This is a genomic window from Escherichia sp. WS1368, from assembly GCF_046487485.1.
Classification (GTDB): domain Bacteria; phylum Pseudomonadota; class Gammaproteobacteria; order Enterobacterales; family Enterobacteriaceae; genus Escherichia; species Escherichia coli.
In genome coordinates, this window is record NZ_JBJQJI010000015.1 from 37,381 (window position 1) to 58,364 (window position 20,984).

Genomic DNA, 20,984 nt, shown 5'->3' on the forward strand with positions numbered 1-20,984 from the left:
GGTTGTCACGGGAAACAAGAGAGAGTATCGCTATGTATCACCTTCGGGTTCCACAAACAGAAGAAGAATTAGAGCGTTACTATCAGTTTCGCTGGGAAATGTTGCGTAAGCCCCTGCATCAACCGAAAGGTTCGGAACGCGACGCGTGGGATGCGATGGCGCATCACCAGATGGTCGTCGACGAGCAGGGTAATCTGGTGGCGGTAGGCCGACTGTATATTAATGCCGACAATGAAGCGTCCATTCGCTTTATGGCCGTTCATCCCGACGTGCAGGACAAAGGGTTAGGAACGCTGATGGCGATGACCCTCGAATCTGTGGCGCGTCAGGAAGGTGTTAAGCGCGTGACCTGTAGCGCCCGCGAAGACGCGGTGGAGTTTTTCGCCAAGCTGGGGTTTGTCAATCAAGGGGAGATCACCACGCCAACCACCACGCCGATTCGCCATTTTTTGATGATAAAACCTGTCGCCACTCTGGATGACATTCTGCATCGCGGCGACTGGTGCGCGCAGCTGCAACAGGCGTGGTACGAACATATCCCGCTGAGTGAAAAAATGGGCGTGCGCATTCAGCAATATACCGGGCAAAAATTTATCACCACCATGCCGGAAACCGGTAATCAGAATCCGCACCATACGCTGTTTGCCGGGAGTTTATTCTCACTGGCAACGCTCACCGGTTGGGGGCTTATCTGGCTGATGCTGCGTGAACGCCATCTGGGCGGAACGATTATTCTGGCGGATGCGCATATTCGCTACAGCAAGCCGATTAGCGGTAAACCTCATGCGGTAGCCGACCTCGGTGCCTTAAGCGGCGATCTCGACCGTCTGGCGCGCGGGCGCAAAGCGCGAGTACAAATGCAGGTCGAAATCTTTGGCGACGAGACGCCGGGTGCAGTGTTTGAAGGCACGTATATCGTTCTGCCCGCGAAGCCATTTGGCCCGTATGAAGAGGGCGGGAACGAAGAAGAGTAGCTGATGGAGAGGGGCGGTGCTGCCTCTCTCATTCTTTCAGGTCATTTACTTCAGTCTCTGACTATTCCGGTTATATTGAATAAGAACTCTATAAATTTTTATTCTTCGTTGGCACCATACGTGTCTTGCTACATCACTGTTCAGGAGCATTTAAATATTATTTGTAGAGCTGAGTGGCAATTATCGCTGATAATGCTTAATTCATCATCTTAGTTCAGGTTTGAGCGATTTTTGATAGTCAAAACCCCCTCTGGTGCCATACTTTTCTCATAAATATTTTTAAAATCTATAGCTAACAAACATTATGCAAAGATAATGGACTGGCGTCATTGTCAGTATCATTCATTTACTGCTTCTGGATGTTGTAAATAATTATGTGGCATGTTTGCTCTTAAACCGTGGGAAGGAGGCTGTAATGGTTGCCAATATTAATCTCATTAAACAAGAAAGTTATTCTATTGTTAATTTAGAAAAACAACTAATGAGTAATGAATCACCGAAGCAAACGCTATTAAATGATTTTTCACATCGCCTTAAAATGGAAGGTGAGGAGCAACTGTGCGATTGTGTTAACGAACTTAAACTCGGGTTGTCGAGTAATAATAAATATGACCTGTTTAAAAATAAAGAAACCTCACTGTGGAAACGCAAAGTACCAGAAAGTGCAGCGCTGGCAATGACGGGAACAGTATATAAATTATTTGGTAGTCGCTTACTCAACGCCCGCAATCAGTTAGATAAAAATCTCCTCGAAATGGCTATGCAAATGGTTTATGGCAAAGATATGGTGACAAAGTCCGGGGATATATTGATTGATATACAATTAAACAAGGATGGCAGCCTCCAGAGTAAGCACTACACATTTGATGTAGGTGAAGTCATAAACAGTTATAATATTGACCTCTTTGTGAATGCTTCGAGTATTAATCAAACTTACTTACATGATAAAAATCCTGGTGACGTTATTAGCCTGTATGGCACTTTAGATAACATTCCTCTTGTAGTTAAGGAATGCACGGGTAAAAATCATCAAATTAACGTTAAAGCCAAATTGCCTCAAGAACGAAGTGAAAAAGTTGAGGGTATGTGTGAAAGAATGAGAGGTGGCATCTCTATGTTTAATCACACTACAAAAACAGCTGGTAATATAGAGCATAATTTGCAGCTAAGTTTTCTCGTGGATTCACGACCATCGATCACAAATAAATACTCAGCCAAAGATGTAGGGGAAGATATACTTGCATTGCCCGTCAACGTATATCATGCAGATTTTAAAATTAAAATCAATAACGCAGTAGAGAAGGCTTCGTCAATTGTGTTATGTGCTGTGCAAAAAAATCTCCATGCAGCAAGAAAGGTTCTTAGCGGGATAATAGGAAATGTGCCAAAAAATAATAAACCAAAAACAATCATTTTTGATTTACGTTTTCTTAGTGCAATTAAGCAGAAAGTTTTTTTGGGCAGTGAAAAAACGTTGTTTGTAAAGCATACCGCAATGATGAGGGAGGCATGTAAGGAATTACCGCAGTCAGTGGAATATGTTCCTTTAGCCTGTGAAGCGCATAGCCATCGCAGCGTCGCCCTTGCCAAAACCGTAGCTGCGCCCATCATGGCGACAGGCGTGGGATCGGCTTTAATGTATGCAACATCATCAGGACCGTATTATGCGCAAAGTCTTTCTGGTTCGCCGGATATCGAGATGATAAAAAATCGCATGGCTGAATTGTTTAACCAGTTGGATATTTCTGCGCGCAACAAATATCGCCCGGCTTTTGATAAATGGAATGAGCTGGTAGATAAATTAAATCACGAAAGAAATACAGTTCCGTTTGCGTGTTTGACCACCATTTTAGCGACGGCGATAAATGAAACTCCTGAGGGGGATACGAATGTTGCCGTTGTGATGGGGTGTAAATCTGCGAAAGATCGTACGATATCCATTGTCCTTGGCAACTCGATGTTGCAAACACTCCTTGAAAAACGCCTCGCCGATGGTAGAGAAATAGAAAAGCTTTTTGATCAACAGGGATATTTTAGTTGCGATTCATTAACAGCCAAAGAATTAATGATGTTAAAAGACCTTTTTGATATTCGAGTTCTTCATCTCTCTAACAAATTTAATGTTGGGTTGCAAGGTAATATCAACACGGATGTTTTACAAGATTCGTTTTTTAAAAATGTCGATTTCATTCATGAATCTAACTCGTATACCGTAGGGATGGGAGTCTGAAGAGTAAAACTCATTAGAATTACCAGAATTCGGCCAATGCATTGCAAAAATGACATTCAAAGAGAGATGTGTGCAGGCGCTTAGCCGCGAGGGGCATGGCGAAGCCATACAGAAAGCACCAGCATTCAGAACTCCTGTGAAAGCGGCATAGTGCCGCTGCTCAGGAGTTACCTTCCCGCTCTCCAGGCCACATCCCGCAGCGCCGATCGCGCAGCCTCACTGATACCACCTAACTGAAAAAATCCGTGGATAACGCCAAGGTAGCGTTGGCAGGTGCATTGCACTCCTTGCCCTGTCATGCGGTGATACAACGCTTCACCTTCATCGCAAAGTGGGTCGTATTCAGCGGTAATGATATGTACAGGTGGCAAGCCATTGAAATCATCGCGCCAAAGAGGGCTGGCTTCAGGATGCCTGCGTTCAATGCCTGGCAGATACATCTCAAAGCCGCTCAGTAAAGTGTCGCGTGTGATGATGTAATCGTGACCATTGCGTATGTAGCTTTCGAAATGCGCAGTCGCATCAAGCATGGGATAAATTAAGATGAGTTGTGCCGGTTGCCACTCGCCAGCACGCTTTAATCGCAAAGCAGTTACCAGCGCCAGATGTCCGCCCGCACTGTCACCGGCAAGAGTTATCCGTTGTTTATCAACGCCGAGTCGTTCGGCGTGTTGCCAGACTAATTCTGCACCTCGTTGCGCATCATCATGGGCGGCGGGGAAAGTCTGTTCCGGTGCCAGCCGATACTGGACGGCAATAACCCGATATTGCCCGTAATAGGCTAACTGGCGCAGCTGGTTGTCGTGAGTTGCGAACCCGCCGCTAACAAAACAGCCACCGTAGTAATAAATTATCGTCGGGAGTAATGTCGGGGCATTCAGCGGTGACACTATTCGTAAGATCATCCCTTCAAGTTCGATAGTCTGAATATCTACCCGCGTTTCTGTCTCACCCGCAAGGACAGCGCTGGCGATATAGCCCTCCCTGCGCTGCGCAATACTTTGTTGACGCGATGAGGGGCGACCCGCAGCGATAAACTCTTCGACTAACTCTGCAATTCCTTTTTCCAGTGCCATAGTAGAACTCATTTTGCTGTATGAATGTACAGTTTTATACACCCGTTTTTGCTGGATGGATACAGGGAAATTCACGGGCGTGAAAAATCTGGAAAGCGCCTCGCAAATGTAAAGACAAACCCGGCAGAGACGTGGTTTTGCTGGAGCACTATCAGTAAGCTAGTGGTTTCAAGGGTACGTCAATGACGTACAAAAAGGATTGTTACTCTAAGCCAATGGCGTATAATTATGCTCTTCATCGAAACGGAAATTTTTACTGAAGATGTTCAAAAACTGCTGACCGACGATGAATTCAGTCGTTTTCAGTTTTTCCTGGCCTTGAATCCTGACTATGGTGAGGTAATACCTGAAACTGGTGGGTTAAGAAAGGTTCGATGGGTGTCAGGAGGAAAGGGGAAACGTGCTGGTGTCAGGGTTATTTACTTTCATCAGGTTAAACATTATGAGATCAGATTACTGCTTATTTATCGTAAGGGTATTAAAGATGATCTGTCTCCCCAGGAAAAAGCAATGCTCCGGTTGTTAAATACGAGGTGGTAAATGGATAAGGCACTTTTTGAGCGGTTGACTCACAGCATGGCCCAGATGAATGAAATTATTGAAGGAACGCGACACCCTTCACGGACTTTTGAAGTTGATGCTATGAAAATCAAAGAAATACGCCGCGCTTCAGGGTTGTCACAATCTAAATTTGCCGAACTTATTTCCGTAAGCGTAGACACGTTGCGTAACTGGGAGCAGGGGCGACGTTCACCGACTGGGCCTGCAAAGGCTTTGCTGCGAGCGATTGCCAATGATCCGCAACATGTGCTGCAGGCACTTAACCGTTAGAGGCATGGTTATGCCATACAGAAAGCACCAGCATTCAGAACTCCTATGAAAGCGGCATAGTGCCGCCTGCTCAGGAGTTTTACTATGACCCGTAATCGTGCTGAACGTCGCCATCATATGGCGCGATTAAAAAAATCCGCTGCCGTTATCGCACTGCAGGCGATGGAAGCAAAAAAGCATCAGGTATTTGCTTTCGTACTCCCTGTATTTGTTCTTGTTGGATGTGTGGGCATCGACGCTATCATAATGGTCCCCGCGTATCGGAAATTCGTGCAAAAGCACGCTATGCGAATTAAGGGAAAATGATGAACTATTTTAAGGAAGCACATTTTTAGAACTCTTAACAGGAGACTAAAAATGTCCACGCTTAATACGCGTAAAGATAGGGATCGTAATGGTAAAGCGAAGCTGCATAATCATTCAGGGATCCCAACACTTACAGGTAAATGGCGTCACCCTTCAATGGATTGTTGGGTAAACTACAGTACACCGGGCGATCATGAATGGAAGCGGCTCTATACTACGCTTCGCCGTCGCGCAGATGATCGACGCCAATGTCATCGGGTAATGCAGGGGGATGATCCAGAAGGAATCGTCTGGTTCCCGGACTGTTATCCACAAATTTACTACTACTAACAATTAAAGACCGGTTGGTGCGGCACTGACCGGTCAGTTATGAATGGTAGATTTCACCTTAAACCCTGGTGCGGTAAAGCTGCTGACTTTTTCGGGTACACCATCCTGATGAAGCAAATGAACACCCAATCAAAAAAATATTCTTGAATATAAAATATTTATAGCACCCATAATTCATCCTTATTATTTGTTGTTTCTTTTCTGTAGATGTGTCCCCGCTTAATTAAAAGTAATAAACCATCCTGGGTTATTACTAAACCATTTTTGAGTAACAATTGAAATAACTGCAACTGTTACATTATCTTTGGATGCCGTCTCGCAAAAACAAAACAGCATGCAAAAATCCGCTTTTTTTAAATGATTTTTCAGCGTAATTTTCGCACATACATTAATGAGTAATATATGTAAGGTATTGGTAATGGCGATGAATACGGTTTTTCTTCATTTATCAGAAGAGGCAATTAAACGGCTGAACAAGCTTAGGGGCTGGCGTAAGGTTTCACGATCTGCAATTTTACGCGAAGCGGTAGAGCAATATCTGGAACGTCAGCAATTCCCGGTGCGTAAAGCAAAGGGAGGCAGGCAAAAGGGGGAGGTAGTTGGTGTTGATGATCAGTGTAAGGAGCATAAGGAATGACAAAAATTTTTTTATTCTTGAATATAAAAACCAGATACCCTTATTGTGGTATTAATACAAGGTTGTTTTACTTGAACTTATAATAACTGCAACTGTTACATCATATCTGGAAAACGCCTCGCAAAAATAAAAAATGATGCGTAAATGAGCTTTCTTTAAAGATTCGGCAAGGGTACTTTTCTCTCCATAGATTCAAAAATGATATTGGCGAAATATTTATGAACTCTCTGGCAGGTATAGATATGGGCAGAATTTTACTCAATTTATCGAATGAGTTGTTTAAGCAACTTGATGATCTCGAGGTGCAGCGTAATCTTCCTCGTGCGGAGCTATTACGGGAAGCGGTAGATCAATACCTGGTAAATCAATCGCAAACAGCAAGAGCCAGTGCTTTTGGCATCTGGCAAGGGAGTGAGGAAGATGGTGTCGAATACCAGCGTAAGCTGCGCGAGGAATGGTAATGGCAAAAAGATTTGGCTATTTGATATCGATATTGTTATCGATTTGTTCAGTGTGAAAATTGAGGCAAAACAGGCACTGGCAGCATAGCTTGAGGTGGTAACGCGGAATAAGAGAGATAGTGTCGTCACACCCTATGAGCTGTAATCCGGGCGACCAGCGCCACCCGGAAAACGTCAGAGATTACTCCCCTTCACCCGGGAACAGGAACGGGTTGATGGAACTGCGGGCGTAGCCTTCTTGCTCCATTCGCGCGTCCAGTACCAGAGAGGCGAGGTCATCTGCCACGGCTTCAACTTTCGGTTCTTTTTCCTGATAAAGAATCTTCAGGTAAGTGCCGCAGTCATCGCAGCTTTCGGCTTTAATCGCGGCCTGTTCGTCATCCAGCGACCAGTAATGCAGTTTGCCGCTCTGCTCGCAGTTGCTGCATTTTACGCGCACTACGTGCCATTCGGTTTCACACAGGTTGCAGTGCAGGTAACGCAGACCCTGAGTGGTGCCAATTTGCACCATGCTGGACACCGGCATAGAGCCACATACCGGGCAATATTGACGTTGTTCGCCGTATTCAGCGCGGGCTTTGCCGGGGATCAGATTAGCCATCTGCGCCCAGTAGAGCGACAGCGCAGCCCAGATAAACGGCGCTTTATCGCTGCTGACGGGCGAGAAATCAGAGGCAAACAGTGCGCTGGCCATATCTTCCAGCTCCTGAGTCGATGCCTTCTCCAGATTCTCAATCACTGCCAGCGCCGGGCCGCTCATTTCAGGTTTCAGCTCAGCAATTAGCGCCATCAGCAGCTTTTGCCAGTGCTTATCACGCGGCAGAACGTGAATATCCAGCGGGGGCTTGCCTTGTGCGCTGGCTTCTTTAATGCGCGTGGTCAGATCCATCTCCAGCGGATGGTCGTACAGCACCACTTCCTGGGCGTGGGCGATAAGCGCAGCAAAGCGCAGGTAATCACCCAGCGGATTATTTTCTGCCAGCTCGCGCAGACGCTCGGCGCGGCGGTTGTATAAATTCTTGAGCCGAGGGAACAATAACGGCGGAATCATATCCGCCGTACGTTTCTCGCTCGAACCCAGCTCATCTTGCGGGATTATGCGAATACTCATTCAGCTTTCTTTTCCGTTGTCTTGCGGACCTCACGGTACCAGCGCGGGTGATGTTTCTTCGCCCAGGCGCTGGTAACCCATCCTTCCACCATGGCGGTAATCGTGCCTTTCACCCAAAGGGCGGCGTAGATATGCACCATGATAACCACAATTAACGCCACTGCGGCAAATGAATGCAGCATTAACGCGAATCGGATCACCGGGATTGAGAAAGCAGGCGCAAAATAAGGACGCCAGATAATCACGCCGCTCACCAGCAGCAGAACCAGGAAAATAATCGCCGCCCAGAAAACGCATTTCTGACCGAAGTTATAACGCCCGGTGTCACCTACTTCCTCGTTGACGACGATCTTACGAATATTCTTCGCCCAAAAGATATCATCCCGATTGATTAGGTTGTGATGCCAGTAACGGAAAAACATGATGATGAACGAGGCAAACATAACCACGCCGACAAACGGGTGCAGAATTCGCGCCAGCTGCGGTGTGCCCATGATTTGCATCAACCAGTTGAAGGACGGGAACAAAAAGCCCAGCCCGCTCACCGCCGCCAGGATGAAGCAGAAGGCGGTGATCCAGTGGTTGATACGTTCCGGCGCGGTGTAGCGCACGATGGTGTCACGTCGTTTCATTTGCGCTCCTCGTCTTTCTCTTCGTGCAGATTATTCTCTTCCTCATCCGCACGGTTCGGACCGACACCCACGTAGTGGAAGATACTGGCTGCGAAGGTAGCCGCAAAGCCAACAGCTGCGAGCGGTTTCCAGATGCCTTTCCAGAATTTCACGGTTTCGCTGATTTCCGGGTTCTCCGGCAAGCCATGATACAGATTTGGCTTGTCAGCATGGTGCAGCACGTACATAACGTGTGTACCACCAACGCCTGCCGGATCGTACAGACCCGCATTGTCGTAACCGCGAGTTTTCAGCTCCGCCACGCGCTCGCTCGCCAGCGTTTTCATCGACTCTTTCGTACCGAAGTGAATCGCGCCCGTTGGGCAGGTCTTCACGCAGGCCGGTTCTTGCCCAACCACCACGCGGTCAACGCACAGCGTACATTTGTAGACGCGGTTGTCTTCCGGGTTGAGGCGCGGAATGTCGAACGGACAGCCCGCAATGCAATAACCGCAGCCGATGCACTGCTCGGACTGGAAGTCGACGATACCGTTGGCATACTGAATAATTGCTCCTTCCGCCGGGCACGCTTTCAGGCAGCCTGGATCGGAACAGTGCATACAGCCGTCTTTGCGGATCAGCCATTCCAGTTTGTCGTTCTGTTCCACTTCCGAGAAGCGCATCACCGTCCACGATTTGGCACTTAAATCATTGGGGTTGTCGTACACCCCAATGTTATTGCCGACGGTATCGCGAATGTCGTTCCACTCTGAACACGCCACCTGACAGGCTTTACAGCCGATACAGGTGGTGACGTCGATGAGTTTCGCCACTTCTTCCTGGAAGTCCCGCGCCTGAGGCGCGGGGGTCAGACCGTTAGTCGCGGAACGACGAATGATATCTTGAGATTGATAAGCCATATGTCGTCTCCGTTACACCTTTTCCACATTCACAAGGAAGGACTTAAACTCTGGCGTCTGCGTGTTCGCATCACCAACGAATGGCGTTAACGTATTGGCAATAAAGCCTTTTTTCGCAACACCTTCATAGCCCCAGTGAATCGGGATACCGATGGTATCGATATCTTTGCCGTTCGCTTTCAGCGTGCGAATACGTTTGGTCACCACCGCTTTGGCTTTTATATAGCCACGGTTGGAGGAGACTTTCACTGTATCGCCCTGGGCAATGCCAAGTTTATTCGCCAGCGACTCACCGATTTCCACAAACTGCTCTGGTTGCAAAATCGCGTTCAACAGCGCGTGTTTGGTCCAGTAGTGGAAGTGCTCGGTCAGACGATAGGTGGTTCCGACATACGGGAACTTATCGGCTTTACCCAATGCTTCGGCGTCGTCTTTAAAGATACGTGCAGCCGGGTTCGAGATAACGTTTGGATGCAGCGGGTTAGTTCCCAGCGGCGTTTCAAACGGCTCGTAGTGTTCCGGGAACGGACCTTCCGCCATCTTATCGAGGGCAAACAGACGCCCCATGCCTTCCTGCTGCATGATAAACGGCCCAACGCCACTGCCCGGAGGCGCTGCGCTGTAGTCCGGAATATCCCAGCCGGTCCACTTAGTGCCGTCCCATTTCAGCAACTGACGCTTCGGATCCCACGGGTTACCCTGCGGATCTGCGGAGGCGCGGTTATACAGAATGCGGCGGTTAAGCGGCCATGCCCATGCCCAGCCCAGCGTGTTACCGAGGCCAGACGGATCGGCGTTATCACGACGCGCCATCTGGTTGCCCTCTGGCGTCCAGCTACCGGCGAAAATCCAGCAGCCACAGGAGGTGGTACCGTCATCGCGCAGTTGGGCGAACGAGCTAAGTTGTTGGCCTTTCTTGACGATAACCGCACCGGTTGCCGGATCGGTAATATCGGCCAGCGCCTTACCGTTGCTCTCCATCGCCACTTCTTCCGACTTCGGCTCATGCGGGATGGCGTAGTTCCAGGTCATGTTCAGCACCTGGTCCGGGTTCGCGCCACCCTGTTCGGCATACATCTTGCGCAAGCGCAGGAAGATACCGGAGAGGATCTCGCCGTCAGTCAGCGCAATCCCAGGGGCGTCCGCACCTTTCCAGTGCCACTGCAACCAGCGACCTGAGTTAACGATTGAACCGTTCTCTTCCGCGAAGCAGGTCGATGGCAGACGGAACACTTCGGTCTGGATCTTCGACGAGTCAACTTCGTTCAGCTCACCGTGGTTCTGCCAGAAGTTAGAGGTTTCAGTGTTCAGCGGGTCGATAGTGACGAGGAACTTCAGTTTCGACAGACAACTGATCACTTTGTTTTTGTTCGGGAATGAGGCAACAGGGTTAAAGCCCTGGCAGATATAGCCATTGACCTTGCCTTCTTTCATCATCTCGAAGTATTGCAGGACGTCGTAGCCTTTATCCCACTTCGGCAACCAGTCAAAGCCCCAGCTATTTTCCGCCGTCGCTTTATCACCAAAGAAGGCCTTCATCATAGAGACGAAGAATTTCGGGTAGTTGCCCCAGTAGTTTACCTGGCCTTCCAGCAGCGGTTTTGGCGTGTTGGCGGTAAGGTAGGTTTGCAGATCGGTCTGCTTCTCGCTTGGCAGCGTCATGTAACCTGGCAGGCTCTGCGACAGCAGCCCCAGGTCCGTCAGCCCCTGAATATTAGAGTGACCGCGCAGGGCGTTAACGCCGCCGCCTGCCATCCCCATGTTGCCGAGCAGCAGCTGGATCATCGCCATCGTACGAATGTTTTGCGCACCAACGGAGTGTTGCGTCCAGCCGAGGGCATACAGGAACGAGGCAGTTTTATCGTGAGCACTGGTTTCTGCGATGTATTCGCAGACTTTCAGGAACGCGTCTTTTGGCGTACCACAGATGTTTTCAACCACATCTGGCGTGTAGCGGGAAACGTGCTGTTTCAGCAAGTTCCACACGCAGCGCGGATGTTGCAGCGTGGTATCGCGTTTGGCGAAGCCGTTTTCGTCCAGTTCGTAAGTCCAGGAGGATTTATCGTACTTGCGTTTTTCCGCGTCATAGCCGGTGAACAGGCCATCTTCAAAGCCGTAATCCTCACGCACGATCAGGCTGGCGTTGGTATAGGCTTCGGTGTATTCGCGGTTGAATTTTTCATTGTTCAGCAGGTACAGCAATACGCCTGACAGGAAAGCAATGTCAGTACCGGAACGAATAGGGGCATAGTAGTCAGCCACCGCCGCCGTACGCGTAAAGCGAGGATCGATCACAATCAGCTTCGCGCCGTTGTGAATTTTGGCTTCCATCGCCCAGCGGAACCCGACCGGGTGAGCTTCAGCGGCGTTACCGCCCATCACCACGACGAGGTTGGCGTTCTTGATGTCGACCCAGTGGTTGGTCATCGCACCGCGACCAAATGTTGGAGCAAGACTTGCTACCGTTGGTCCGTGTCAGACACGCGCCTGGTTGTCGACCGCGAGCATACCCAGCGCGCGGGAGAATTTTTGCGTTAAATAGCCGGTTTCGTTACTCGACGCGGAAGCACACAGCATCCCGGTGGAGAGCCAGCGGTTAACGGTCACGCCTTCGGCGTTTTGCGCAATGTAGTTAGCATCGCGGTCTTCTTTCATCAGTTTGGCGATGCGATCAAACGCCTCTTCCCAACTGATTTGCTGCCATTTATCAGAACCTGGCGCACGGTATTCCGGAAACTTCAGACGGCTTTCGGAGTGGATGAAATCCACCAGGCCAGCGCCTTTCGGACAAAGTGCACCGCGGTTGACCGGGTGATCCGGATCGCCTTCGATATGGAAGATAGATGCTTTGGCGTTTTTTGCTCCGTCACCGAGGCTGTACATCAACAGCCCACAGCCTACGGAACAATAGGTGCAGGTATTACGGGTTTCGCGGGTGCGCAGCAGTTTATACTGCCGGGTTTCCGCGAGTGCTACGCTGGGGGCAAAACCCAGTGCCGCCGCCGTGGTGCCTGCCATACCGCCAGCGCAGATCTTAAAGAACTGCCTTCTGCTGACCTGCATGGATTGCTCCTTGTTTCGACATTGTCACGTCCCATTTACATTCGCTTGCTGCGTGTGCAGGGAGTGGGAGTTATTTTTCTTTGCGGAAGGGGCCGCAAAGGTCCAGAATTGGCTCAATTTCCCTCCATCCAGGAAGGGTTTGTAACAGAATACCATAATGTTGGTGTGTGTGTTCTTATCTGGTTAAGAGAAAGTGAAAAAAACACAGCAAAAAGAAATCGAAAATGTGACAAATATCACAGGTGTTCGTCAAATTGAGTTATGGCGGCGTGATGATTTACAACACCCACGGTTAGATGAGGTCGCGGAAGAAGTTCCCGTTGCGCTGGTCTACAACGGCATTTCGCATGTGGTGATGATGGCGTCGCCCAAAGACCTTGAGTACTTTGCGCTCGGTTTTTCGCTTTCCGAGGGGATAATCGAAAGTCCGCGCGATATCTTTGGCATGGATGTCGTTCCTTCCTGTAATGGTCTTGAAGTTCAAATTGAGCTTTCCAGCCGCCGCTTTATGGGGTTGAAGGAACGCCGCCGGGCGCTGGCGGGACGTACGGGCTGTGGCGTATGCGGTGTAGAACAGCTTAACGATATCGGGAAACCGGTGCAGCCGCTGCCGTTCACCCAGACGTTTGATCTCAACAAACTGGATGATGCATTACGTCATCTCAATGATTTCCAGCCAGTGGGGCAACTGACTGGTTGTACTCACGCCGCTGCATGGATGTTGCCATCTGGCGAACTGGTCGGCGGGCATGAAGACGTGGGTCGCCATGTGGCGCTGGACAAACTGTTAGGCCGCCGGTCACAAGAAGGGGAAAGCTGGCAGCAAGGTGCGGTGCTGGTTTCCAGTCGTGCCAGTTATGAAATGGTGCAAAAGTCGGCGATGTGTGGCGTAGAGATTTTGTTTGCGGTGTCTGCCGCGACCACACTTGCTGTAGAAGTGGCTGAACGCTGTAATTTGACGCTGGTGGGCTTTTGTAAACCGGGTCGGGCAACGGTTTATACCCATCCGCAGCGTTTGAGCAATTAATTAAAATAAGTCCTGCGATATATATTAAATTGCAGGACTTATTCATTTCGTGAATTTTATTATTTTATTTATAAACAAAATGCGTGTAGTGGCGTTAACGCCTGCGCTGCAACCTATTGATGGCGTGGCGGTGAGTTATATTGATGCTGCCGTGGCGTTGGGTAATACCATTAACGAAATGGATAAATATTACACCCAGGAAAATTATAAAGACGATGCGTTTGCGAAAGGGAAAACGCTGCACCAGACATTCTTAAAAAATCTTGAAGCCTTTGAACCTGTAGCAGAATCTTATCATGCGGCGATTCAGGAAATTAACGATAAGCGCCAGCTTGCGGAACTGAAAAATATTGAACAAAGAGAAGGGAAAACATTCCACTACTACTCTCTGGCAGTCATGATTTCAGCGAAACAAATTAATAACCTGATTTCGCAAGAGAAGTTTGATGTTGATGCGGCAATGAAGAAAGTCTCTGAACTGGAAACGCTGGTGGCGCAGGCCAAAGAAGCGGATAAAGGCGGTATGAATTTCTCGTTCATTAATTCGGCAGACCAGTATCAACTCGAGGCTAAAAAATATGTTCGCCGCGTCAGAGATAAAGTTCCGTACTCTGACTGGGATAAAGAGCAACTTCAGGATGCAAACACCAGCTGGATGGTCGACGACTCATTTCCGCGAGCGTTACGCGAGTACAACGAAATGGTCGATGACTATAATAGCCTGCGTTAAACGTTTTTGATTTTGGTGATAAATGCAGTGTCGGATGCGGCGCATCCGACACAGTTCACCCCTTGTGAAGTAACTCCATAAATGCCTCATATCCTTTTAACCCGGCAATAACCTCTGCCGGATGCTGACACAATACGCTTGCCAGATAGCTAAATATTTTTAGCTCATGACGCGCATCGGCGGCGGCACAGGCGATCAGCACATGGTTAACTACTTCGTTATTCACCTCAACCGGTTGGGCGAGGGTAATAAAAAATCCACGAAAACGGCGTTCCTGTTCGCTCCAGCAATGTGGGATGGCGAGACGATTAACAATCAGGTTTTCACCTTCGCCTTCGCGGGCGATGATCCGTTGTGCTTCATCGGCGGTAATGTGGTGTTGCGTCACTAATTGTGCACATATTTGCTGGGTAATATGTTGCCAGTTTTCACCGCGTACATTCGAAAAATGAAAACTTCCGGGGGCAGAGAAAAAACGCTCCGGCTGCTGGCGAATAAATGCCGTGGCAAGAAAATGTTTAATTTGCTCAATCCCGGCGGCGGTAATGATATTTTTGATGGTAATACTATTTTTTACCGCGTCATCCAGCAAATAGTGGCTGTTATTGACGATCAATAACGGCGTAATCTCCTGGCTAATGGCGGTAATATCGCTCAGGCTGCGGGCAATAATCACCCGACAATTCAGGACATCGCGCTCAATGGCGAGCTGATTAATAGTGGCAATCGCGTTCTGGTCCGAGAGCAAAATGATCGGCTGGCGTTCGTTTTGATGTCGTTCCAGCGCACAGGCAAAATACAAACCGATCAGATCGCTGTCGAAAAGGGGAATATCGAGCTGTTCACGCAGTAGCGTAATAAAGTGCAGACTCATATCAAAGGCCGCAGGCCAGGCGGCTTTCAGGTTATTCATGCTGCTTTGGCGGTGCTCAGCAATCCATACTGGTGCGGCAAGGCAACGTAATAAATGCCCGGTAATATTCTCAACCAGTTGCGTATCAATAATATTCAATGACGCAATGCCCGGCACCCTTTGCAGCAATGCCAGCACATTATCGACACAAATAACCTGCGCCTGTTGATGCTGTTTTTCTATCAACCCCGTCAACGTTCTTACAGCGTTATCACCAAGAAACAGGCCGCTATATTCAACGATCTGTTTTATCTCGCTACCGGGATATTGCGGCCACTCATCGGTCAGTTGATTACGCAGGGCGTAAATCGCCAGAATCAGGCTGGAGAGATAATCACCCTGCATCAGCGGCCAGCGGTGTTGGTTGTCGCAGACCGTGGATAATTGCTGAAGGTTGTCTCGTGTTACGCCCGCCAGAGGAATTAAAAACGGATCTTTGCGTAAAAGATTCGCCAGCAAAATAATGCGTTTCTCTTCTGTCTCATCAATGAAATGGCCCAAACCAGGGCGACTAGCGAGACAAAAACCGCGTTCATAGCGCTGTTTCAGGCGGGGCAGGCGCTCTGCTACCCACGTTTCTGGCAAATTAAGCGCCGAGGCGAGTTGCGCACGGGGAGTGAAGGTATTCAGTAATAGCAGCGCCAGCAGCCGATCGTCGTTATCGTGCTTTTGCAGCAACTGAAAAAAGCTGCGGCGCTCGAAGATTTCCAGCTGATAGCCCGCGTTGCCACTGGCGGAAATGCGGGCTTTGCCGTTAAGGGTAAAGTTGAGATAGTCAATGTCGCGCAGGATGGTCCTGCCCGAAACGCCAGTCTGTTGTGCCAGCTCGCCAGGCGTGCGCGGCTGTTGCTCCAGCAGATCGACAATCTTTAACTGGCGTTCGTTTAGCATTAATCCACCTGACGGAACTGGCTAAACGCGTTGATTTTCTCCGCAGTTAAGGTCGTCAGAAAACCCCGTATCAGCGTGAGCAGAGCATCGTAATCGGCTTTTGAAATCATGCCGCTGTTGGCGTGCAGATAACGCGTTGGCAGGCACAGCGCGACAACCGGACGCCCGCCGCCCATCACGTTGTAGCGCCCGCCATCCGTCGCACCGGTTTTCATGGTGGAAAATTGCAGCGGTAAATCGTTATGTGTGGCACAGCTTTTTAACGCCACCACCAGCTTCTGGTTGGGGAAGTAGCGTTTATCAAACAGCATCAGCCCCGGCCCCTGGCCCAGTTTTAGCGGGTATTTAATGTTATCAATGCCCGGAACATCGCCTGCGACGGCGGTATCCAGCACGATCACAACATCCGGTTTAATGTGTTCAGCCGAGGTTTGCGCCCCGCGCAGGCCAACTTCTTCTTCCACACTGCCAACGCCATACAGCGTAATTTCGGGATTATTCACCGTCTGCAATAGCTCAGCCATCATTGCGCAGCCGATGCGGTTATCCAACGCCTTGCCGACCACTTTATCTTCGCCCCAGCAGGCAAAATTGGCTTCCGGGCTAATAAAATTACCAATTTCCACGCCGCGTTTTTCCGCTTCTTCGCGACTGTTCGCGCCAATATCAATGAACATCTCATCAAATGACAGCGGTTGTTGCTTTTGCTTTTCCGTTAACGCATGAGGCGCGACGGAACCAATCACACCAGGGATTTTAAATCCCTTGTGTGTGCGTATGGTTACCCGGTGGTTGAGTATCGACTGATTCCACCAGCCGCCAATGGTGGTAAAACGCAGAAAACCGCTCTCGTCGATGTGGGTGACCATAAAGCCGACTTCATCCATATGCCCGACAACGGCAACTTTTGGACCTTTATTCCCCTTACGGGCAACAAAGCTGCCCAGACCATCAAAGGTGATCTCATTAACGCAAGGTTCCAGCGTGTTGATCAGAATGTCGCGAACTTCCTGTTCATCGCCGCTAACGGCGCTGGCTTCGCACAACTGTTGCAGTAACTCAATGTTCATGGGCAAGCTCCTGTTGCGCGGCTTTCGCTTTGCGGCGTAACCATAATCCTTTCAGGACGATAATGAATGAAATGTTCAGCGCGAGACCAATCGCCAGCACCAGATAAAACGAACCCACCGGCGACATCAGGCCGATCAGCGGGTCAAAGATACCCAAACCAGGTGCCAGTCGTTTGATTCCGAAAGCGATCACCAGCACGCCGGTAATGCCGCCCGCCAGCGTATTGGCGGTAATCATTGGCAGTGGTGCCGCCAGAGCGTAAGGAATAGCCGGTTCGGTCGCGACCGTGGCACCGACCACAATGGCGCTACTGGCGGCTTCTTTTTCCTGTTGAGTAAACAGCTTGGGCGCAATGAACGTCGCAAGACCCGCCGCGACAGGCGGCATCAGCGCGACAACGCCGACGATGGCGTACCAGTCGTAAATGTGTTTTTCCAGCAGTGAGAAGCAGAAGAACCAGGCGGTTTTATTGATAGGGCCGCCCATATCGAACGCCAGCATTGCACCGACCAGAAACGCCGCCGCAAACTTCATTGACGGAGGAATGGTGTTCAGGAAGTGCAGCAACCCGCCCATGAGGTCGGACATCACCGGTCCGATAACGTAGTAAGTCAGTACGCCAAAAACCAGCAGAGTAACGAACGGGATCAGCATGGAACCGAGCAGCGGTTGTAATGCTTTGCCAAGGCGCACTTTACGGAACCAGAAGACGAAATAGCCAATCGCCAGCCCAAGCACCACCGCACCGAGGAAGCCCGCGCCAGACTGGGTGCCGAGCAGGGCTTTGTCGTTCGCCAGATAGCAAACCAGAAACGCCGGAGCGAAAGCGGGTTTATCGGCAATCGACGAGGCAATATAAGCGCCCATGATGGGGATCATAAAGGTGAAGCCGAGATAACCGATGGATTCAACCACCCAGGTAAACGACGGCGCGCCTTTCGACATATCGGTATACGGCAAACCGAACTGCACCAGCATGTTGGCAAGCGCCACCAGAATACCGCCACCGATGACAAACGGCAGCGCCGCAGAGACGCCCGCCATCAGGTGGCTCATTACGCTGCCACTTTGCACTTCCTGTTTGCCGAGCTTCACGCCGCTATCTGCGGCAAAAAATTGTGAGTTTGTCGGTAATTCACTGAAAATATGGTCGATATTTTTCAGCGCCTGGGAGATGGCAATTTCATAAACCTTTTTCCCGGCAAATCGCGCGCGATCATCACCGCTCAGGCCACGCCCGGTAGCGAGAATCACGTAATCGGCAGCGGCAATCTCTTCGCTGGATAAGCGGTTTTCGATGCCGCTTGATCCTTGAGTTTCAACTTTAATGGTATGACCGAGAGAACGGGCTTTCTGTTCCAGGGCTTCCGCCACCATGTAGGTGTGAGCGATCCCGGCGGGGCAGTTGGTGATCGCGACAATACGTAAGGATGACTCCATCGCCACTTCCTTATGAGCTGAGGGTTTGATTTAACAAAGCAAGCACCTGGTCGGCGTCGCCCTGTCGCAGTTGGTTGATAAAATCCTGGTGGATAATTTTGCGACACAGTGTGCCGATGATTTTGACCTGATCCTCTTCGCCACTTTGCGGCACGCCGAGGCAGATCCAGCAATTGACGTCTTCGCCGTCGCTGGCTTTCCAGTCAATGGCCTGCGCTTTGCGGGCGAATAACACGAACGGTTGTTTAACGCAGGCGCTTTTACCGTGCGGCACGGCGATGCCGGAACCAAAACCGGTGGAGTGCATTTTTTCGCGCAGCAGCAGAGTTTGCAGGAACTGGTGTGAGTCGGTGATAAAACCGTTTTGTAACGCCATTGTCGCCAACTGCTTCAGAACGGAATAAGTGCCATTGCCCTGAATATTCAGGTCAATACAGCTTGCAGTAAGTGCTGCCATTATTGGATTCCATGAAAAAATATTATAGTTAATTGTAACGGCGGAGCGGTTTTGTGATGAGCGCGGATATGTCGTGAAGTCGTGACAATATAAGGCAGAGTGAAGGATAAATTTTGCGGAGTAAGGCACATATTGATGGGCAAAATAAATGCAGTGAATAAGAAATCATTATTTAATGATGTTGTGAATGTTTAACTGTCGCACATGTTTTGCAGCAAGGTTATTTATATTTGTGGCTTATGAGTCAGCGTGAATTATATCTAATATTTTTTACGATATTTAGTTAAAAACGGCACTATTGTTATATTCCTCACGTTCCAGGAAATCAGCGGATTTACTCATATTATGCAGCGGGATACTATCCATCGGCCTGCTGAAGTTGGATTAAAAATTCGAAAGTGCACACCTTATATTTCTCTATATACGTATTCCTTTTGGAAAGCGTAGGGTCTCTTTTATTTCAGGGAACGTAAATAATGAAAAAATCGACATTATCTTTAGCCATCGGTTTATTATTGGCATGTAGTACCGGAATGGCAAAAACACAGCATTTAACGCTGGAACAACGCATGGCATTGCTGGAAGAACGCCTGGAAGCGGCAGAAATGCGGGCAGCAAAAGCAGAGAGCCAGGTTAAACAGCTGCAGACACAACAAGCCGCTGAGATCCGCGAAATTAAGGCTGCCCAGGGCAATACGCCGGTAAATGGACAGGCAACGGCGGAATCTGCAAAGAAAAATTCCACCTCACCTAATCTTTTGCTCTCAGGTTATGGCGATTTAAAAATCTACGGCGATGTAGAATTTAATATGGATGCGGAAAGTAATCATGGCCTGCTGGCAATGACCAACGCTGATGTGAATAGCGATCCCACTAATGAACAGTGGAATCTCAATGGTCGTATTCTGTTAGGTTTTGATGGTATGCGAAAACTGGATAATGGCTATTTCGCCGGGTTCTCCGCACAACCGCTGGGGGACATGCACGGTTCAGTAAATATCGATGATGCGGTATTCTTCTTTGGCAAACAAAACGACTGGAAGGTCAAAGTAGGCCGTTTTGAAGCCTACGATATGTTCCCGCTGAATCAGGATACCTTTGTTGAACATTCCGGTAATACTGCGAACGATCTTTATGACGATGGCAGCGGTTATATCTATATGATGAAAGAGGGCCGCGGGCGCTCTAACGCTGGCGGTAATTTCCTCGTCAGCAAACAACTTGATAACTTGTATTTTGAATTAAACACGTTACTTGAAGACGGAACATCTTTATATAATGACGGTAATTATCATGGACGCGATGTGTAGCAGCAGAAAAATGTTGCTTATCTGCGTCCGGTAATTGCCTGGTCGCCGACGGAAGAATTTACCGTTTCCGCAGCGATGGAAGCGAACGTGGTAAATAATGCTTATGGTTATACCGATAGCAAGGGTAATTTTGTCGATCAGTCCGATCGTACCGGCTATGGTATGAGCATGACCTGGAATGGCCTGAAAACGGATCCGGAAAATGGCGTCGTTGTTAATCTTAATACCGCCTATTTAGATGCTAATAATGAGAAAGATTTCACTGCCGGGATTAACGCGCTGTGGAAACGTTTCGAGCTGGGTTATATCTACGCGCACAATAAGATTGATGAATTCAGCGGTGTAGTTTGTGATAACGACTGCTGGATTGATGATGAAGGGACGTACACCATTCACACCATTCATGCGTCTTATCAGTTCGCTAATGTGATGGATATGGAGAACTTTAATATTTACCTCGGGACGTATTACTCCATTCTGGATAGCGACGGTGATAAAAAACACGGTGATGATACTGATGACCGTTACGGCGCACGCGTTCGCTTTAAATACTTCTTCTGATGAAGGCGCGGTGCTGGATATTTTCCGGCACCGC

Annotated in this window: 18 protein-coding genes and 3 pseudogenes; 12 read left to right on the plus strand and 9 right to left on the minus strand. The window is 49.1% G+C overall.

Annotated elements, in window-relative coordinates; all coding sequences use genetic code 11:
• Positions 1 to 32 precede the first annotated feature (32 nt).
• The 3 genes and pseudogenes from fabY (at position 33) to ACJHYD_RS19960 (ending at position 3,204) form a co-directional block, all read left to right on the plus strand.
• A complete protein-coding gene (gene fabY, locus ACJHYD_RS19950; RefSeq protein WP_001297068.1) occupies positions 33 to 974 on the plus strand; it encodes a fatty acid biosynthesis protein FabY in 942 nt (313 codons plus the stop codon).
• A gap of 415 nt (positions 975 to 1,389) precedes the next feature.
• Positions 1,390 to 2,277, plus strand: a pseudogene (locus ACJHYD_RS19955) (hypothetical protein); the annotation flags it as partial.
• Between the two features lie 12 nt (positions 2,278 to 2,289).
• On the plus strand, positions 2,290 to 3,204 hold the full coding sequence (locus tag ACJHYD_RS19960; protein WP_109553727.1) for a transposase: 915 nt from the start codon (positions 2,290 to 2,292) through the stop codon (positions 3,202 to 3,204).
• A gap of 167 nt (positions 3,205 to 3,371) precedes the next feature.
• Here the strand turns inward: ACJHYD_RS19960 and ACJHYD_RS19965 are convergent, their stop codons facing one another.
• Positions 3,372 to 4,280: an alpha/beta hydrolase gene (locus tag ACJHYD_RS19965; protein WP_001550353.1), complete on the minus strand. Its 909-nt coding sequence runs from the start codon at positions 4,278 to 4,280 to the stop codon at positions 3,372 to 3,374.
• 228 nt (positions 4,281 to 4,508) lie between these two features.
• Between ACJHYD_RS19965 and ACJHYD_RS19970 the strand changes: the two genes are divergently transcribed.
• The 6 genes from ACJHYD_RS19970 (at position 4,509) to ACJHYD_RS19995 (ending at position 6,845) form a co-directional block, all read left to right on the plus strand.
• Positions 4,509 to 4,820 carry a hypothetical protein gene (locus ACJHYD_RS19970; protein ID WP_000897305.1) on the plus strand — a complete coding sequence of 104 codons (312 nt, stop codon included), beginning with the start codon at positions 4,509 to 4,511 and terminating at the stop codon, positions 4,818 to 4,820.
• Entirely contained in the window at positions 4,821 to 5,111 is a 291-nt protein-coding gene (gene nadS / locus ACJHYD_RS19975; RefSeq protein WP_000356395.1) for a NadS family protein, read from the plus strand.
• 84 nt (positions 5,112 to 5,195) lie between these two features.
• The gene (locus tag ACJHYD_RS19980) at positions 5,196 to 5,417 is read left to right on the plus strand and encodes a hypothetical protein (protein WP_001550354.1); all 222 of its coding nucleotides are present in this window, start codon (positions 5,196 to 5,198) and stop codon (positions 5,415 to 5,417) included.
• Positions 5,418 to 5,468: 51 nt separating this feature from the next.
• Positions 5,469 to 5,747 carry a hypothetical protein gene (locus ACJHYD_RS19985; protein WP_001315112.1) on the plus strand — a complete coding sequence of 93 codons (279 nt, stop codon included), beginning with the start codon at positions 5,469 to 5,471 and terminating at the stop codon, positions 5,745 to 5,747.
• Positions 5,748 to 6,165: 418 nt separating this feature from the next.
• Positions 6,166 to 6,384: a CopG family transcriptional regulator gene (locus ACJHYD_RS19990; RefSeq protein WP_001295676.1), complete on the plus strand. Its 219-nt coding sequence runs from the start codon at positions 6,166 to 6,168 to the stop codon at positions 6,382 to 6,384.
• Positions 6,385 to 6,602: 218 nt separating this feature from the next.
• Positions 6,603 to 6,845: a CopG family transcriptional regulator gene (locus ACJHYD_RS19995; protein ID WP_001309881.1), complete on the plus strand. Its 243-nt coding sequence runs from the start codon at positions 6,603 to 6,605 to the stop codon at positions 6,843 to 6,845.
• Positions 6,846 to 7,026: 181 nt separating this feature from the next.
• Here the strand turns inward: ACJHYD_RS19995 and fdhE are convergent, their stop codons facing one another.
• Genes fdhE through fdnG form a run of 4 tightly spaced genes read right to left on the minus strand, consistent with a single transcriptional unit; the run spans position 7,027 to position 12,550 of the window.
• Positions 7,027 to 7,956 carry a formate dehydrogenase accessory protein FdhE gene (fdhE, locus tag ACJHYD_RS20000; protein WP_109553726.1) on the minus strand — a complete coding sequence of 310 codons (930 nt, stop codon included), beginning with the start codon at positions 7,954 to 7,956 and terminating at the stop codon, positions 7,027 to 7,029.
• Complete coding sequence (fdoI, locus tag ACJHYD_RS20005) at positions 7,953 to 8,588, minus strand: formate dehydrogenase cytochrome b556 subunit (RefSeq protein ID WP_000829013.1); 636 nt, start codon at positions 8,586 to 8,588, stop codon at positions 7,953 to 7,955. The genes fdhE and fdoI overlap by 4 nt, the downstream gene beginning before the upstream one ends.
• Complete coding sequence (gene fdoH, locus ACJHYD_RS20010; RefSeq protein WP_000331377.1) at positions 8,585 to 9,487, minus strand: formate dehydrogenase O subunit beta; 903 nt, start codon at positions 9,485 to 9,487, stop codon at positions 8,585 to 8,587. The genes fdoI and fdoH overlap by 4 nt, the downstream gene beginning before the upstream one ends.
• Positions 9,488 to 9,499: 12 nt before the next feature.
• Positions 9,500 to 12,550, minus strand: coding sequence for a formate dehydrogenase-N subunit alpha (gene fdnG, locus ACJHYD_RS20015; protein ID WP_077626238.1), 3,051 nt, complete (start codon positions 12,548 to 12,550; stop codon positions 9,500 to 9,502).
• A 193-nt stretch (positions 12,551 to 12,743) separates the two neighbouring features.
• Between fdnG and fdhD the strand changes: the two genes are divergently transcribed.
• Entirely contained in the window at positions 12,744 to 13,577 is an 834-nt protein-coding gene (gene fdhD, locus ACJHYD_RS20020; RefSeq protein ID WP_000753589.1) for a formate dehydrogenase accessory sulfurtransferase FdhD, read from the plus strand.
• 88 nt (positions 13,578 to 13,665) lie between these two features.
• Positions 13,666 to 14,307 (plus strand): annotated as a pseudogene (locus ACJHYD_RS20025) (YiiG family protein); the annotation flags it as partial.
• Between the two features lie 55 nt (positions 14,308 to 14,362).
• On the opposite strand, the gene ACJHYD_RS20030 reads toward ACJHYD_RS20025, so the two are convergent.
• From ACJHYD_RS20030 to ACJHYD_RS20045, 4 genes are read right to left on the minus strand one after another with little or no spacing between them, the layout of a single operon-like run.
• The gene (locus tag ACJHYD_RS20030) at positions 14,363 to 16,111 is read right to left on the minus strand and encodes a putative frv operon regulatory protein (RefSeq protein ID WP_001550358.1); all 1,749 of its coding nucleotides are present in this window, start codon (positions 16,109 to 16,111) and stop codon (positions 14,363 to 14,365) included.
• The gene (locus ACJHYD_RS20035; protein ID WP_001550359.1) at positions 16,111 to 17,181 is read right to left on the minus strand and encodes an aminopeptidase; all 1,071 of its coding nucleotides are present in this window, start codon (positions 17,179 to 17,181) and stop codon (positions 16,111 to 16,113) included. The genes ACJHYD_RS20030 and ACJHYD_RS20035 overlap by 1 nt, the downstream gene beginning before the upstream one ends.
• A complete protein-coding gene (locus ACJHYD_RS20040; protein WP_001550360.1) occupies positions 17,171 to 18,622 on the minus strand; it encodes a PTS fructose-like transporter subunit IIBC in 1,452 nt (483 codons plus the stop codon). Before ACJHYD_RS20040 ends, ACJHYD_RS20035 begins: the two co-directional genes overlap by 11 nt.
• A gap of 10 nt (positions 18,623 to 18,632) precedes the next feature.
• Positions 18,633 to 19,079 carry a PTS fructose transporter subunit IIA gene (locus tag ACJHYD_RS20045; protein ID WP_001550361.1) on the minus strand — a complete coding sequence of 149 codons (447 nt, stop codon included), beginning with the start codon at positions 19,077 to 19,079 and terminating at the stop codon, positions 18,633 to 18,635.
• Positions 19,080 to 19,555: 476 nt separating this feature from the next.
• Between ACJHYD_RS20045 and ACJHYD_RS20050 the strand changes: the two are divergent.
• A pseudogene (locus ACJHYD_RS20050) lies at positions 19,556 to 20,950 on the plus strand (carbohydrate porin).
• Positions 20,951 to 20,984: the final 34 nt, after the last annotated feature.